Origin of the sequence: Bradyrhizobium barranii subsp. barranii, from assembly GCF_017565645.3 — a bacterium.
Classification (GTDB): Bacteria; Pseudomonadota; Alphaproteobacteria; order Rhizobiales; family Xanthobacteraceae; genus Bradyrhizobium; species Bradyrhizobium barranii.
Window position 1 is genome coordinate 10121982 of sequence record NZ_CP086136.1, and the last position, 15675, is coordinate 10137656.

A 15675-nucleotide genomic window follows, 5' to 3' on the forward strand; every position below is an offset into this window, starting at 1 on the left:
GGCATCTTTGATCCTCCCTGCCGGGTGGCACGCTCTCTTGACGCTCCTACCGATTTGGGAGGGAGGCGTCCATTTCATTTTCCGAGTTCGCAAAACGCGCCTCATGATGATGTCCGGATCGGGTGCCTCAACGTGTGCAGCGGAGCGCGGGCCAGCCGCCACCAGCCGATTGACCGAGGTCACCACGACTACCGTCCCAGCGGGACATCGCCAGCCCGGCGGACCGGACCAGTAACTTGCGAGCAAATATCAGATTGGCTTCGGCTGGCCCCAGTCGAACGATGTGCCATCGACCCAGATGCAGTGGAGAATCACGGCGATTTTTCGGGCGATGGCGACCTTTGCCTCCTCATGCCGATCCGCTTGGCGAGCTTCATGCCCCAGGCCTTGAGGGAAGACCACTTTTTGGTTCGATATAGTAAGGACAGTGGCGGCCTCGAACAAGTAAGTTCGGAGAAGCCGGTCGCCCCATCGAGATATCTTTCCGTTGGTGTCCGTTTCGCCGGACTGGCTGCGCCGCGGCGTAAGGCCGAGGTAGACGCCGACTGTCGAAGCCGATCGGAAGCGCGAGGGGTCATCGATCGTGTGGCGGAACGTTAGGGCCGTCACGACGCCGACACCTGGGACCGTCATCAGGCGACGCGTCGTCTCGTCCAGCTTTGCCAACCGGCGGACCTCGTTGTCGAACTTACCCTGTTGTTGACAGACGTTCTCATGGATCGAGAGCAGCGGCGATATCACGCTGAGAAGTAAATGATCAACGCCCAAGAGTTCGCTGACCTGGTCGCGGAACTGTTGGCCGATCGCGCGAGGGAATAGTAATCCACATTCCTTGATCAAGCTGCGGACCTGGTTCTCGATGTCTCGGCGCATGGACACTAGCCGAGATCTGGCGACGAGGATCGCTCGGATCTTCTGGCTTTCCTCGCTTTTGACTTTGACCTCTCGATACCATCCAACCCGCACCAGTTCGGCAAGGCCTCGTGCATCATTTTGATCGCTCTTGTTCATACGGACCGACAAAGCTGCGTGCGCATGCCGAGCGTCGATGCAGACCACCGGAAGCTCAACCCTGCGGAGTTCATGCCATAGCCAACTCGCCATCGCCCCGGTCTCAAAGCCGATACGCTCGGCATGAGCGCGCATGTTTGCGAAGCAGGTCAGTCAAGGCACCAGGATTAAGAGGCCGACCGGAAACTAAAGTTGGGTGATTTCAGCAGGTTGTGATTCTTCGAGGTGTTCGAAGCCATCGGAGAAGCAGATGACCTGGACCGAAATCACCCGCTGTCAGCATGACAGACGAGAGCTCCGCTATGCAAGCGATTGTACGGATGCGGAATGGGCCTTGATCGAGCTTTTGATGCCAAGGCCGAGCAAGGTCGGTCGCCCGCGCAAGACCTGCATGCGATCGGTATGGGATGCGATCCAGTACATTGCGACGACTGGATGCCAATGGGCGCTTCTGCCGAAGGATTTTCCTCCCTTCACGACGGTCCAGTACTATTTTTATGGCTTGCGCGACAGCGAGGCGTTGGATTTGATCAATGAAGCCTTGGTTGAAATCGCGCGTGGACTTGCTGGACGGGAGCCGCAACCAACGGCGGCGATCATCGACAGTCAATCAGTCAAGACGACCGAGAGCGGAGGGCCGCGCGGCTTTGATGCGGGCAAGAAGATCAAAGGTAGCAAGCGCCACATCGTCACCGATACACAAGGAAATTTGCTGAGCGCCATCGTGCACCCGGCCAATGTTCAGGATCGGGACGGTGCCCCGGCCGTCGTCACTTTGGCGTGTGCGAGTTACCCGACTATTGCACACTTGTTTGCTGACGGCGGCTACGCCGGAGAAAAGCTTGAACACGCACTCCGGAAAATCGACGGGCCCACGATTGAAATTGTCAAACGCCCGGATGACGCAAAAGGCTTCGTTATTGTTGCCCGACGCTGGGTCGTCGAACGCACCTTGGCATGGCTCAACCGCTGCCGACGTCTCGCCAAGGATTGGGAGGCTTCCGTCACCTCGGCTGAAGCATGGCTCCTTGTCGCATCAACCCGACAGCTGCTGCGCCGCATCGCCAGATCGGCCAACGTTAAGTCATGAATTTTGAGTCAGATGGGGTATTCGGCCTGTTGCTGAGCCCCGCGTTAGCAGGGTGCTGCGCTTCAGGTTGATGATAAACGTGGTCTGTTTTCGAACAGCCACAAGCATCAGACGGAGAAGCGCAGCATGAAACATTACGCTGGACTGGACGTGTCGGTCAAAGAGACGTCCCTGTGCATTGTCGACGAAACGGGCCGCATTTGCCGGGAAGCGAAGTTGGTGAGTCACCCGGACGATCTTCTTGCTGCACTCAACGATCCGATTTGGCGGTTTGATCGGATTGGGCTCGAGGCTGGACCGCTGTCGCAATGGCTGTTCAGCGGGCTGGCGGAGGCTGGCCTGCCGGTAATCTGCATCGAGACGCGACATGCCAAGGCGTTCCTCAAGGCGCAGGTGAACAAGAGCGACCGCAATGATGCGCGTGGCATTGCGCAGATGATGCGCGTCGGCTTGTTCCGGCCTGTCCACGTCAAGACCCTGATCAGCCAAAAGCGACGGGTCCTGCTTGCCGGTCGCAAGCTGCTTCAGGAGAAGGCCATTGCCATCGAGAATGACATTCGTGGGCTGTTACGCAACTTCGGCTTGAAGGTCGGAATTGTGGGGGTGATCGGCTTTGAACAACGTATCCACGAACTCGTCGGCGGTCAGCCGGAGCTGGCCGAACTCATGGAACCGCTTCTCGTCGCCCGACGCGTTTTACGCGAACAGTTCACACAACTGCATCGCAAAGTGCTTCTACTTGCCCGGGAAAGCGAGGTCTGTCGTCGGTTGATGACGATCCCTGGTGTCGGCCCCGTCACGTCGCTGGCCTTTATCAGCACGATCGACGTTCCCGCCCGCTTCAAGAGTTCGAAAGCCGTCGGGCCGTCCCTTGGATTGACGCCAGTTCTCAACCAGTCCGGCGAAAGCCACCGCATCGGCCGGATTTCGCTGTGCGGTGATGAAGCCATGCGAGCGCTACTCTATGAGGCCGCACAGGTCATGCTGACGCGGGTGCAGAAATGGTCCTGGCTCAAGGCGTGGGCCATGCAGATCGCCAAACGACGCGGGCAGCAGAAGGCGATCGTCGCTTTGGCGCGGCGGCTCGCCGTCATCATGCACCGCATGTGGAGCGACGGAACGGAATTCCGCTGGACACGGGAGGCCACGCCCGCGGCACAATAGTGCGACGCGCGGTCCACGCACCCGTTGTTTAGCGGGAGGAGGTCCCTCGCGGGACGATGGACGAGATGAGTTCGCTTTGGGCTCTTGTACGGTCGCGTCCTTGCGATCAGCACGCGAGTCAGATTGTTCCGTCTCGTTCTACTGATCCCATGCTGGGAGAGCCATACGGCTGATCCCGAAGAGAAGCACGGCCCCGCGAGCGGTACCGAACCCAAGGAGGCACCCAATCAAGCCCTTGACTAAATCCGGCCGAATAGAGAAGACTCTTAGGAATGTAGTTATAGCCATAGAGAGCCTCACTCACGAGGATGTGGCCCTCTTTTACTTTGCGAAGTTTCCCGAGCCGAAAGCGTTCCGCGATTTTTGCGCGCTCATACTCAGCAAACAGACCTCGCACACCATGCAAAATTTTCTCTTCGCTATTCTTCGGGGCAGAAACAGTAACAAATATGATTTCAATTTCGGCCTCTCGCAATTCGTCCATCACCAGTTCTTGGTAGGAATATCGTCGAGCTAGCCGATCAGGGTCATAGACCAAAACGGCTTGCCATGTTTTTTCTCGCGCATCCTGGCGGAGCTGATCCAGCGACGGTCTGACAAGAATGTCTCCACTCCAGCCCTCATCAATGTATTCTTTGACGATGCTATAACCGCGCTGACGAGCGAAATCTCGGAGCGCTGTTAACTGGGTCTCGACGGCTCCCTCCTCCTCTTGTCGCGTAGTCGAGACCCTCGCGTATATTGCAATCAGCTTTGTGCTTGGTACCAATTCTTCGTGGTTCATACTCTCTATAGAGATAAGTTTAGTCCCGACCCCCGGTATGAGTCGACTCGGTTGGTGCAACGTGATGATGAACACATCCAATAACGGAGCGCATTCTCAGGACTCAAATAGAAGATCAAAAGCGCTAGCTAACCGCATATGGTGTCCAGCTGGTGGCTCGTCATGTAATTGATAGTGGACTTGAGGCATCGTCCTTGTTCCCATCCTCGCATCATGTACTTTCCAGCAGCTAAAATGCTAGGCGGCAAACAATGCGGGGATGTCCCGATCGGTGTTGAACTACGTCGGGCCGACGTTGCCGGCATGAATGTTATGCGACCCTCGTGATGTGGGCAACGGGCTTGATCGTCATGCGATCGTGGTGAGCTTGAAGGGCCGCACGCAGAACCGACAATTGCCTATGCGCCTTCAATCGTCGGGAAGCCCTTGTTGGCCTCGATCGTGCCGGCCGCGACCCATCGCAAGGCCATACCGGCGTTCCGCCAGCGTTTGACGTTGCGCGTGACGCGGCGAATGGTGCCCATCATGTTCTCGGCGATGTTGGTACAGGCGAGCGATCGACGAAGCTCCTTCGGCAGCTTCAACCGGACGACAGTTAGGATTTCGTCGAGGCCTTCGAGGATGCTCGCCGCTACGCCGGGCCATTGCTGGTCGAGCCGACGCGCGAGATTGCGGATCAATTTTTCAGCCTTGTCGGCGTCATCGAGCTCCCAGGCCTGGCGCAGCACCCGACGGGTGGCCGCATGATGCTCTTTCGGCAGGCGTTCCATGATGTTGCGCGCCTTGTGGATCTGGCAGCGCTGGATCGCAGCGGCCGAACCGAAGGTGCGGCGGATCGCCTTCGACAACGCTTTCGCCGTCGGCGATGAACAGTCTTGGCACCGTCGGGTCGAGCCCGCGCGAGACCAAATTGTCCAGCAGGGCCTGAACCGTTGCGGCATTCTCGGTCGCCCCTTGTATGAGGCTTCTTTTGTCAAGAAGTTCGGCAGTGCAACGCATGTCTTGTCCTTCGTCAGTTTCTTTGTTCGATCTGAAAGCCCGTTTCTTCGTCCCGACCCGCGGCAGCGCCAGGCCGTCGCGCGCAGGGGCTGTCAAGGTTGGCCGGCGGACCAACCTTTCGAGATGCTTCGCTCTTGCGAGGCCATACCTTGACAGCTTCGAGCACGCCGGCACGGTGGGTGCGGTCGGGATGACGATCAGAGGGGAGCCCGCTTTCGGGCGCGGATCAGTCGCGCCACAACCTTGTATCCGGTGGGTCCAGGGACCCGAACCATGATGCAGTCATGCGCATCGGCAGCGAAGCTCCGAGGCGGCGGACCCATTCTTCCTCTCGGCATGACAGCCATGGGGCAACTCGGGACCCCGCCACCTCGAACCGTCATCGGCGGCCCGTCACAAGCGGACGGACTGGGCCGAAACTGTCGGGTGCCTTCAGTGACCTCCGTTCATTGCGCCGGGCGCAGAACGACGCCGTCCGGTACCACGCCCTCGCGCACCAGCCGCCACAGGGCGATCAGAAGCTTGCGCGCCAAGGCCACGATCATGGTCTTGCGAGTGCCGCGGGCGCTCTCAGTGCGGCCTCGAAACCACTGCGCCAAGGTGCTGTCCTTCTGGAACATGAGAAATCGCCACGCCAATTGGATCATGCCGCGTCGAACCCGAGCGTTGCCGGAACGGGCCAGCCCTTTCTCTCGCCGTTTTATGCCACTCTCGTCGGGCGAACCCGTGAGGCCCGCATAACGTGCGACGGCCCGTCGATCGCGCATGTTTCGCGCCAGCACCTCCTGCACCAGCATGTCGGCCGTCTCGATGCCAACCCCGATCACCGCGCCAGTAGGAGCACCATGGCGTTTGGTCCATCACCGGGCGCTTGCTCGATGCGTTCCAGGCGAGCATCCTCGATTTGGCGGATCTGATCATTGATCAGCCGGCGGCGCTCCATGTCGCGACGCAGCTCAGCCAACATGTTGGGCAGTATTGGCTCTCCCTCAGGAGTGCGCAAATCTTCAAGGCGTCCGGCTGCCTTCTTTAGCTTGGGATTGAAGCCGCGGATGCCGAGCCGAATTAACGCTGCTTTCATTCGGTTGACGATCCGACTCCGATCTCCAACGAGGCTCTCGTGCTCGCGGTTGGGCCGCTTGGCGTCTTCGTCCTTGATTGTCGGGATCGCCACCATCTTGCAGTGATCACGCTCGCCGCGCAGCCAGCCGAGAAAAGAGCGTTTGAGCAAGCTGGTGTCGAGCCGATCGGTCTTGGCGCGCCGGTGCTCGCGCGATACCGCGACGCTCGATGCGTGAATGACGTGGACCTCAATATCATGTGCCCTGAGCCAGCGCGCCAGCCAGAAGCCGTCACGGCCGGCCTCGAAAGCGACAGCGATGCGTTTGATGTGATGCCCAACCTTCGCCGCTTCGTCTCGCCATCGATGCAGCAATTTCAGCAATGCGCTCTCATCGACCGCGAGCTTCTTCAATGGCTGGCGCTCGACACCAGGCACAATGCCGGCGACGAGCCAGCTCGACAGGCTCAGTTCGATAACGGCGATCAGCGTGCCGTCCGGATCGAGTGGGCTCGGCGATCGGCTCAGATCGTTCAACTTTTGCATGGGGCGCTCCATCGGTTCACATTAGCAACGATAGATGCAATATCCTCGCCACCGCCCCATAGCATCTTCCACCAGCGCCAGCGGATGCTTGTTGCCTTCGCCGTCAACCCCGATCGCGGCGACCAGCACGAGATCGTCGCCGAGATGCAGCCCATCGATTTGGACCACCAGAAGGTCGAGCGCGGACAGATCGGCAGCCATGAAGTCGGCCAGCCGCGCCGCCGACAGCGCGACGAACCTCCGCGAGGCCGCCGACTTCGAAACCCCCGATCCGGGCGGTGCCGGCACGTCACCCTCGGGCTCTCAACCTCGGCGACATGGGCAAGCGAACGGTTCCAGCTGCCCCAAGCTCCCCGGCGACCAGACGATTCGCTGGATTGCCGAAGGGCGCGGTCGGACTTCGCGGACCTGATCCCTCTGCTGCGTGGCCGCAGCAGCCGCGGTCGTCACCGCGGCGATGGCGCCAAGGCAAACCACGCCGGGAAGCGCTCCTCGATGGCGTCGTCGACGCGCAGGCTGCCAGAGGCGCTGCAATGGGAACTACCATTGTCCATCCAGGCCCGGTTGCAGCTGTAACGCGGGATGTGATTGCGTGTGCCGGAGTAACGAAGCGTCAGCTTCCGGCCGCAGCGCCTGCAGCGGATCAGGCCAGCGAGCAGCGCATCGCCATGCTTGGGCGCGCCGTGATGCTTGCCGGTTGGAACGTTGCCGGAGACCATGGTGCGGATCGCTTCGAACCTTTCCCAGCTCACGTAAAGCCATCGGCTGCTGCACCCGGGCGGACGATACCGGCCTTCGCCAGCGCATGAGGCGCAATCGCCCAGGACGCGCGCCTGTTCAATATGCACCGTGAACGTGCAGAGAATGCGGCACATTCATGATGCTGAGCACTCGCACAGGGGCGCAGAGGCCTTTGTTCAGAAGAAGCCTTTCCCACTGTCTATCTTGACTTGGATACGGACCCTCTGGTTAGGATTCGATATGGCGTGAATGCCTAGCTGCCAGCCCGCCTTCCCGGTTTCGAAGGAGAAGCCACAAATGACAGAGACCGGCAACGATGCACCGGAAGACTATGAATTAGATCTTCAAGAAGGCGTTGACGACGAAGCAGACAACGACACTGAGGACATAGTCGGCTTTAACATTACCAGCTATGGCGCGGACTACACGGTCGACTCATTGGTGAAGCGTCTCAATACTGGTGCATTCTTTGTACCCCCGTTTCAGCGCGCATACATTTGGAATCAAAATCAGGCTTCACGATTTATCGAATCTCTGCTGCTTGGCCTCCCTGTGCCGGGCATCTTTCTCTACAAGGAGCCTGACACCAATAAGCATTTGATCATTGATGGACAGCAGCGACTAAAGACGCTTCAGTATTTTTGGTCGGGCTTGTTCTTTGAAAAGAAGTTTAGGCTCACGAATATCAGCAAGAAATGGCTGGGCAAAACGTACGAAGAGCTGGAGGAGCCGGATAGGCAGAAGTTAGAAGATTCGATCGTCCACGCAACCATTTTCCAACAAGACGAGCCAAGATTTGGTGATCAAAGCATCTACTATGTCTTCGAACGAATCAACACCGGAGGGTTGCGACTCTCTTCTCAAGAGATTCGCGTCTGTCTGAACTACGGGCCGTTCGCCAAGATGCTTCACGATGTGAACGCGCATGAATCTTGGCGCGACATTTTTGGAAGCCCGAGCAAGCGCCTCAAAGATCAAGAGCTGATACTTCGATTCTTTGCTTTCTACTTCTCTGACGTAACGTATGAACGCCCCATGAATGTGTTCTTCAATAATTTCATGGCGAAGAACAGAAACCTCAACGTTCGGCCCGAGGCCGAATTCGTAAATGCGTTTAAATCCAGCATCGATTTTATTCGAAACTCCGTCGGAGAAAAGGCCTTTCGACCGCGCGGCACACTCAACGCAGCCGTCTTTGACTCAGTAATGGTCGCTACCGCCAGAAGGCTAGCCCGTCCTATTCGTGAGAGTGCGGCTTTTGGGCCCGATTGATGCGGCCGCACATCTTGTCTGACGAGGCGCACAGGATTGCCTTCGGCTTTTCGCCGCCTGACGACCGGTACTTTGCAACGCGCTTGAGGGATAGGTTGGGCGAACGGGGGGCGGACGCCCCGCCGGTCAAGGACCGAGCGGCAGCAGCGCACCTGGCAAGCCGCGGATCAGGTCGGCTTCGGGACATGCCGCGGCGAACGCAAGGCGAATGCGGCTCGTGGTCTCGACGACACGGGCGGCGAGCTTCAAGAGCCGAAGACGCAGCGTCGCGAACTCGGCAGCGGCCAATTCCCGGGCTTTGGGAATGGCGTCGCGCACGGTCAGCATCAGCCAATAAGCGGCCGTATGGAGCACGAGACGGACCTGGTTGGCGAGCGCCGAACGGCAGCTGGTGCGATCGGAGGCGAGCTGCGTCTTATGCAGCTTGATCAGATTCTCGGCTTGGCCGCGCGCGCAATACAGGCTGTCGTAGATCCACTCGGCCGAGCCGACATCGAGGCTGGTGACGACGAAGCGGATGTCGAGGCCGAGCATCGTCGCCTCAATACGGGCGACAGTGCGCCGTTCGCGATCCCAGGACTTTGCCTTGTGGCGCGTCTCGGTATAGCCACGCAGAACCGGCAGGTTCTCGATGGCGCGTCGGGTGCGGATGTCGTCGGCGACCTCGTCGACTTTTCTGGCGAGCGGCTTGGTACCGGACAGACCGAAGATGTAGTCGATGCCGTTGGTCTCGCACCACGCCATGGCCTCCGGCCGGGCATAGTGCCCGTCGCCACGGAACGTAATTCGCGTGTTGTGCCACCGCGTCCGGATATGCCGTACCAGGCGGCGCAGAAGGGCACGCACCTCGACGCCGCCCGGCGTCTTGCCGGGCCGCAGCACGACCGCCACGGGCCGGCTCTTCTCCGTGTCGTAGACGTGGATCGGCAGGAAGCAGCGTTCGTCATAATGAGCGTTGAACAGCGAGAGCTGCTGATGGCCGTGGACGACGTCGCAGGTATCATCGATGTCGAGCGTGACGGATGCCGGCTCGCGCGGGTAGCTATCCATCCATGCGTCGACCAAAATGTAGGTCAGCCGGATCACGTCGCGCAGGCGCGGAGCATTCTCCAGCCGCGACAGCGTCGGCTGGGAACACAAATCCCGGCCCGTGTCCGGCAGCCGTCCGCAGGCCAGTTTGAATGCCGGATCGGACCTCAGATGATCGAGGTCGTCGGCGTCCTCGTAGCCGCAGCAGATCGCGAACATGCGAGCGCGGAGCATATCGACCAGGCTGTGCACGACCCGCGTCGGATCGCGCCGATCCGGGAACACCCGGGCCAGATTGTTGGCCAAACCGAGACGCCGCTCGGCCATCGCCAGAAGCATCACGCCCCCGTTCGAGGTTAGGCGCCCACCATCGAAGGCAGCTGTGACTTTCTTGGCGTGAACGGCTGGAAACGAGAAGGGCGGAATCGTATCGTCGGTCATGGCGGGCGTGGCGTTCGCGGTTGGAGGTGATGGGGTTGGCTTCGCAACCGAATCCTACGCCGCATCAGCGCTTTACCCCTCAGGCGCACTCTTACGAATAAGACGGGCTAGGTGCGTCGCCAATAACGCAGCCTGAAAGCTTCCTCAGCTGCTACAGTGAACTCCTCGCGGCTCCACAATTTGCGGAGAGTATAAATCGCTCGACGGCGGACGAAGTGCGCGTCATGGAGCGGATGAAGCTGGCGTACGACTATATATCGAAAGCGCGATGATAAACGCAGACCTTGATAAGTTGGTCAAGCGAGCGCGCAGCTATATTGATTTAATTGACGCCTCTGCCCTCGATCCCCAAATCGTTACGCTGTTGCATCGCTATATTTGCGTTCTACTTTCATCCAACATCGATAAGTCTATACAGCTCATTCTGATAGAATACGCCAGAATCAGTGGGAACGGCGCGGTAAAGCGGTTTGTCTCCAAGAAACTAGAGCGCGGCACAAATTATCAGACCGAAAAAGTTACTCAGCTGCTGGGGTCCTTTGATCCACGCTGGGCAGAGCAATTTGAGGCCACCGCGAAGCAGTCGGATCTCAAAGAGAAGTTGGATTCTCTGTACGGGTTAAGGAACTCCATTTCGCATGGAGAACAAATCAATATAAGCCGTCCATCGCTTGATGGATACTGGGACGCTCACAACAGAGCAGTGGGCCTGATACGCAAGATAGTGCTTGGATGACCTGCCACTGCTTTTTACGAGCCGAACGGTATTCTTTAGCTAGGCGCAGACATAGAAGCTCACATCGGCTCACGAACTCAGCAGCCGATAGCCGATCGCTCACCCACTCCGCCAGACGGGGTCTCTTTGCTTTGAATTACCCACATCTGCAGTTGCAGGTACCTGCACGGCCTCGAAAGCCACCGAGGCGAATGCCTCGCGCCTTGGCGGCCGCCAGAGCCACTCTGGTCCGCTGGGATATCGCTTGAGCTTCGTTTTCGGCGACGGCGGCCAAAATGTGGTTAGTCTGTTCGCCTGAGGAAAATCGATGGCTTCGAAGTCGGTCCCCGACTCCATGAGATTGGAAACGAAGGCAACGTTTCGAGCCAAGCGGTCGAGCTTGGCAATGATGAGGGTGGCCCGGCGGGGATGTCCCGGGTTGTGTTGAATTTCTGAAGAGGTCGGCGTTGCCCAACAGCGTCCGAACGCCGACGCGACCGCGTTTGCCTGCTTCTCCGAATATGTTTTAGGCAAAGAGTGTGATATAGATTACACTTTCTGATTGATAAGGCGCGCTACGATCGCGTTGTGATTTTGCGGCTGATGCTAACGCGGATGCCAGACATGCATATTCTTAATCGTCATTTCATGACGCGACGTCAGGGGTGCATTGCACTGGGCGGTCTTGTGCTCGCCGCGATGACGGGCCAGTCCCGCGCCCACCAATCCCAGCTCTATCCTCTGGAAGAGAAGAAGCGCGACAAGGCGCGCGGGCGCACCGACAGTCAGTCGTCCAAGAGCAAGAAGAAGGACGCCGGCATTGAGACGGTCATCGGCAAGATCGACAGCGCCCGCATGAACGAAACGCTAAAGGCGCTGACGGCATTCCCGACCCGCTGGTCGAAGTCGCCGACGCTCGCCCAGGCCTGCGATTTCATCAAGCAGCAATTCATCGGCTTTGGTTACGACGCCAGCCGCGTCCAGCTTGTCGAGTACAAACTGGGCGACGGAACGGTCGGCCGCAGCGTGATATGCGCGCCGGAGCGGCTAGATCAGGGCTTTGTCCTGATCGGCGCCCATTACGACTCGATTTCGGAAACGCCGGGCGTGTCGGCTCCCGGCGCCGACGACGACGGCAGCGGAATTGCCGTGGTGCTGGAGATGGCGCGCATCTTCGCCGGCGTCGGCCTGAAACGCGGCGTGATGTTCGCGGCTTTCGGCGGCGAGGAGCAGGGGCTGTTCGGCAGCCAGGCGGTCGCCGATCAGGCCGCCAGGGACAGATGGGCTATCGACGTCATGGTCAACCTCGACATGGTCGGCTTTGTCGATCCGCAACGCCCGACCAACATCGTGGTCGAATACGACATGGGCAACAAGGACCCGAAAAACGACGCCGCGGCGAAGGCTTTCGGGCTGCAGATGGCGCAACATGCGGCCGACTATACCGGCATGACGGTCGAGCACACCGACATCTGGAGCAGCGACTACATGCCGTTCGAGGCCAAGGGCTTCCCCTGCATCGGTCTCTACGACGGCGGGGCGGATGCGCCTTTCTATCATACGACGCAGGACAAGATCGCACAGGTCGATATGGCGCGGCTGACCGACGTGGCCCGCCTTGTCTGCGCCTTCCTGGCCACCACTGCGGAACTCAAATCATCCTGACCGGAGCACGCCAATGTTGATAACGACAGGAAGTGCCACTTTCCGCGAGAAGATAATCATCTCATGTCTGGCTGCGTTTGCCGCAGGCGCGGCCTGGCCCGCCGCCGCCCAGACGCGCGACACCATCAACCGTCTGCCGAACACGATCTACCTGCCGGACGCCGCCCCGGCCGCGCCCTCGGCGGACAAGAACGTCGTCAAGAGCCTGTCGGCGTTGCCGTCGGCAACGCTCGATCTCAAGGGCACGGCGCCAAATCCGGCGGCGATTTCCGCCCAGGTTCAAAGCTTCGTCGCACAGAACGCGAAGGAACTCGGTCTTGAGGGCAACGCCGCCAAGCTGGTCGTCAAGAGTACCCGCGAGACCCTGACCGGCCGCTATGTCAGCATGGAACAGAGGCTGGATGACATCCCGATCATCGACAGCCAGGTCCAGTTGACGGTGAGCGATCAGGGCGCCGTGCAATCCGTCGCGCGCAATGTGGTCGACGTCCCAACGGCGAGCGTCGCCTCCGTCAAGAAGACGGCGGAGGTCTCGCAAAAAGCCGCGGAAGACATCGTGTGGAAGGACCTGAATGCGAGCGGCGAATATCTGGAGCCGCCGACGGCCGAGAAGGCCTATTTGAATGAGAACAATGTCCTGACGCTGGTCTACGTCGTCAAGATGGCGGTCTCGAAGCCCTTCGGCTACTGGGAATACCGTGTGGATGCGAATACCGGTCGCATCGTCTCTAAGAAAGACAGGGCCATCAAGGAAGGCAAGCACAAGCGCGACTTGCCCGGCAGCCCCGATCTCTCCGCCGCCGGCGTACCCGCGGATCGGGAGGCCGCGCTGGCGAAATTCAATCAGCGCATGAAAAGCATGATGCCGGTCGACAAGAAGACAGCGAAGGTCGCCACCGGCAAGGGACTGGTGTTCGAGCCCAATCCGGTATCCAGCCTGAACGATACCGGTTTGGAGGACAATGACCCGCCTTCCAAGTTCGACAAAGCCTATGTTGAAGTCGCCCTCGTCGGGCTGAGCGAGGCCGGAGGCAAGCTCAACCTGCAGGGTCCGCTGGTTCGCATAGATGATTTCGAACCCGGCGACGGAGGCGTCAGCCGTCCGCCCTCGACATCGACGGGGACATGGACCGCACGCCGCGGCGACAACGCGTTCAACGACGTCATGACCTATTTCTACATTAATAGCAGCATCACCTATCTTCAGAAGATCGGATACACCGGAACGCGAGATCTGTTTCCGAATGGCATCGCTGTCGACACTGACGGTCTCAATGGAGCCGACAATTCACACTTCGTGCCCGGCTCTGACCGGCTGGCCTTCGGCCATGGCTGCGTGGACGACAACGAGGACACTGACGTGATCTTCCACGAACTCGGCCACGCGATTCATGACCATATCAACGTTGACTGGGGCGGCGGAGACTCCGGCGCGATCGGCGAGGGTTTTGGCGATTACTGGGCGATCAGCCAGCGCAAACAGATCAAGAATGGTTTTCAGGTCGATCCGGTAAAAGTGTTCGAGTGGGACGGGATCGATGCGTGCTGGGGCGGACGACGGGCCGACCGGCTCAATGCGAGGTATGATCCCAATCGCACCTACGGCGCACACCAGTCGATGGGCAGCTTCGAATCCGACGAGCTGTGGTCGACGCCATTAGTGAGCTCGTTGCTCGAACTCACCGGCGCCGGCGAAACCATCGAGTCGGTCGACCAGGTCGTGCTCGAAGGCATGTCCGGCATCGGCAGCAATTTCACGATGCGGACGCTGGCACTGGCGACGGTCGCCAAGGCGAAGGCGCTGTTTCCCGGCGAGCCGCACGCGGCCGTGTTCGAGAAACACTTCAAGCATCACAAGATCATTCCATGATCTTGTGATGGAGGGTCACGCGGCGGTGGCTTGTTCTGCGAGCCATTGCCGCACCCGCGCGTCGGGGTCGACGTTCTGCGTGACGTCGCTGACGCGGCAATCGAGTCCGCGCCCGCGGCAAAGATCTCGGCTGACTGCTCGAACTTGATGCCGCCGATCGCGACCAGCGGGATGTCGCCGATGCGCTTTTTCCACTCGGTGATTTTTGGAATGCCCTGCGGCGCGAAGCGCATCGATTTCAGCGTGGTCGGAAAAATCGGGCCGAGCGCGATGTAGTCCGGCTTCGCCGGCGGGGAACAAGCCGTCAGAAACTGCAAGGTAGAAATCACCTTTGAGGATATGGGATCATCGTCTTCGATAATAATATCGCCGACGTGAATGCCGATGCGAAGCCGCCGATCAACTGCTTGGCATTGGTCGCGATCGCTTCGAACACCGGCGTCGTGTCCGAAGGTGAACTGGCAATCACCTTCATCTCGGCCGTCGCCGCCTGTTGCTCGCGGGACTGCAAGTCTTTGCTGGGATCGGAGATCGAATGACGCTTAGCTCGGGTGGCCGCTGGCGCAATGCGGGGCTTGGTCTTGGTGGTCTTGCGGCCCTTTGCTGGGCCAGCGTTGCGGGCGATCGCCGCGCTCGTTTTGCCGCCCGTTCTCGATGGCCGCGCCATATCTGCCCCAGGGGTCAAGAAGAGCATCCTATCGGGCTAGACCGTCCTTCAGGAAGGGGCGGATCAGGCTGTGTCGTATGTTGCCAGCAGGCCAAGCTGTTTTCCGCTAAGGGTCCTTCGCGACCTGGTTGAGCCAGTATCAGGCCCGGCCATGTCCGTCAGCGCCAGAAGTCCTTGAACCTGCCCGGCGACAACTCGGTGTATCGCACCGTGTGCTGGATGTTGCGGTGGCCGAGGTAAGCCTGCAACGCTCGCGTATCGTGGCCCTTGTTGGCCAGCGCAAAACCACAGGCGTGGCGCAGCATGTGAGGATGAGCCGGAAAGCCTAGCTTGGCTTCGACACCAGCGCGCTCCACCATACCGCCTTCGGCGGAACAAGCGTCCCTGCCGGGACGAAGGTGTTGGCAATCTCGAAGTCGTCCCTGCGGGCGTTATGCACCGCGCTCTTCACATCGAGATGCACACCTCTTGAACGCCATCATGCGGCGGCTGTAGAGACGACCGCGGAAAGAACCATGAACCCGGCAGTGGATGATTTTTGTCTAATCGGGGTTGACACCGTACCCGCGATTAAAGAACGGACGACTAGTTCGTGGCCACCGAAGCGTGAGAGGTGCGGCG

The 15675-nt window shown here is 59.5% G+C and carries 12 protein-coding genes and 5 pseudogenes; 6 read left to right on the forward strand and 11 right to left on the reverse strand.

Annotated elements, in window-relative coordinates; all coding sequences use genetic code 11:
- Positions 1-249 precede the first annotated feature (249 nt).
- Positions 250-1146: an IS110 family RNA-guided transposase gene (locus J4G43_RS49180; protein ID WP_225005600.1), complete on the reverse strand. Its 897-nt coding sequence runs from the start codon at positions 1144-1146 to the stop codon at positions 250-252.
- A 115-nt stretch (positions 1147-1261) separates the two neighbouring features.
- On the opposite strand from J4G43_RS49180, the gene J4G43_RS49185 reads away from it, so the two are divergent.
- Positions 1262-2101, forward strand: a complete 840-nt coding sequence (locus J4G43_RS49185; RefSeq protein ID WP_208089169.1) for an IS5 family transposase — start codon at positions 1262-1264, stop codon at positions 2099-2101.
- 126 nt (positions 2102-2227) lie between these two features.
- Complete coding sequence (locus tag J4G43_RS49190; protein ID WP_038381005.1) at positions 2228-3265, forward strand: IS110 family RNA-guided transposase; 1038 nt, start codon at positions 2228-2230, stop codon at positions 3263-3265.
- Positions 3266-3383: 118 nt separating this feature from the next.
- Here the strand turns inward: J4G43_RS49190 and J4G43_RS49195 are convergent, their stop codons facing one another.
- From J4G43_RS49195 to J4G43_RS49220, 5 genes and pseudogenes are all read right to left on the reverse strand, one after another.
- Entirely contained in the window at positions 3384-4049 is a 666-nt protein-coding gene (locus J4G43_RS49195; protein ID WP_208089170.1) for a recombinase family protein, read from the reverse strand.
- A gap of 310 nt (positions 4050-4359) precedes the next feature.
- A pseudogene (locus tag J4G43_RS49200) lies at positions 4360-5015 on the reverse strand (transposase); the annotation flags it as partial.
- A 479-nt stretch (positions 5016-5494) separates the two neighbouring features.
- Positions 5495-6654, reverse strand: a pseudogene (locus J4G43_RS49210) (IS110 family RNA-guided transposase).
- Between the two features lie 60 nt (positions 6655-6714).
- Positions 6715-6954, reverse strand: a pseudogene (locus J4G43_RS49215) (IS256 family transposase); the annotation flags it as partial.
- A 146-nt stretch (positions 6955-7100) separates the two neighbouring features.
- Positions 7101-7406: a recombinase zinc ribbon domain-containing protein gene (locus tag J4G43_RS49220; protein WP_225005606.1), complete on the reverse strand. Its 306-nt coding sequence runs from the start codon at positions 7404-7406 to the stop codon at positions 7101-7103.
- A 286-nt stretch (positions 7407-7692) separates the two neighbouring features.
- Here J4G43_RS49220 and J4G43_RS49225 point away from each other — a divergent pair, with 286 nt between their 5' ends.
- On the forward strand, positions 7693-8667 hold the full coding sequence (locus tag J4G43_RS49225) for a GmrSD restriction endonuclease domain-containing protein (protein WP_208089171.1): 975 nt from the start codon (positions 7693-7695) through the stop codon (positions 8665-8667).
- A gap of 126 nt (positions 8668-8793) precedes the next feature.
- Here J4G43_RS49225 and J4G43_RS49230 read toward each other — a convergent pair whose 3' ends face one another.
- The gene (locus J4G43_RS49230; RefSeq protein ID WP_208089172.1) at positions 8794-10137 is read right to left on the reverse strand and encodes an IS1380-like element ISBdi2 family transposase; all 1344 of its coding nucleotides are present in this window, start codon (positions 10135-10137) and stop codon (positions 8794-8796) included.
- Between the two features lie 268 nt (positions 10138-10405).
- Here J4G43_RS49230 and J4G43_RS49235 point away from each other — a divergent pair, with 268 nt between their 5' ends.
- Entirely contained in the window at positions 10406-10873 is a 468-nt protein-coding gene (locus tag J4G43_RS49235; protein ID WP_028182172.1) for a HEPN domain-containing protein, read from the forward strand.
- A 169-nt stretch (positions 10874-11042) separates the two neighbouring features.
- Here J4G43_RS49235 and J4G43_RS49240 read toward each other — a convergent pair.
- Positions 11043-11272, reverse strand: a pseudogene (locus J4G43_RS49240) (recombinase family protein); the annotation flags it as partial.
- A 204-nt stretch (positions 11273-11476) separates the two neighbouring features.
- On the opposite strand from J4G43_RS49240, the gene J4G43_RS49245 reads away from it, so the two are divergent.
- Both J4G43_RS49245 and J4G43_RS49250 read left to right on the forward strand, forming a co-directional pair.
- Positions 11477-12517 carry a M28 family metallopeptidase gene (locus tag J4G43_RS49245; protein WP_208089173.1) on the forward strand — a complete coding sequence of 347 codons (1041 nt, stop codon included), beginning with the start codon at positions 11477-11479 and terminating at the stop codon, positions 12515-12517.
- Between the two features lie 13 nt (positions 12518-12530).
- The gene (locus J4G43_RS49250; RefSeq protein WP_208089174.1) at positions 12531-14387 is read left to right on the forward strand and encodes a hypothetical protein; all 1857 of its coding nucleotides are present in this window, start codon (positions 12531-12533) and stop codon (positions 14385-14387) included.
- 15 nt (positions 14388-14402) lie between these two features.
- On the opposite strand, the pseudogene J4G43_RS49255 reads toward J4G43_RS49250, so the two are convergent.
- The 3 genes and pseudogenes from J4G43_RS49255 to J4G43_RS49265 form a co-directional block, all read right to left on the reverse strand.
- A pseudogene (locus J4G43_RS49255) lies at positions 14403-14674 on the reverse strand (thiamine phosphate synthase); the annotation flags it as partial.
- Between the two features lie 38 nt (positions 14675-14712).
- Complete coding sequence (locus J4G43_RS49260; protein ID WP_208089175.1) at positions 14713-15072, reverse strand: hypothetical protein; 360 nt, start codon at positions 15070-15072, stop codon at positions 14713-14715.
- A gap of 140 nt (positions 15073-15212) precedes the next feature.
- A complete protein-coding gene (locus tag J4G43_RS49265; RefSeq protein ID WP_208089176.1) occupies positions 15213-15413 on the reverse strand; it encodes a tyrosine-type recombinase/integrase in 201 nt (66 codons plus the stop codon).
- Positions 15414-15675 lie beyond the last annotated feature (262 nt).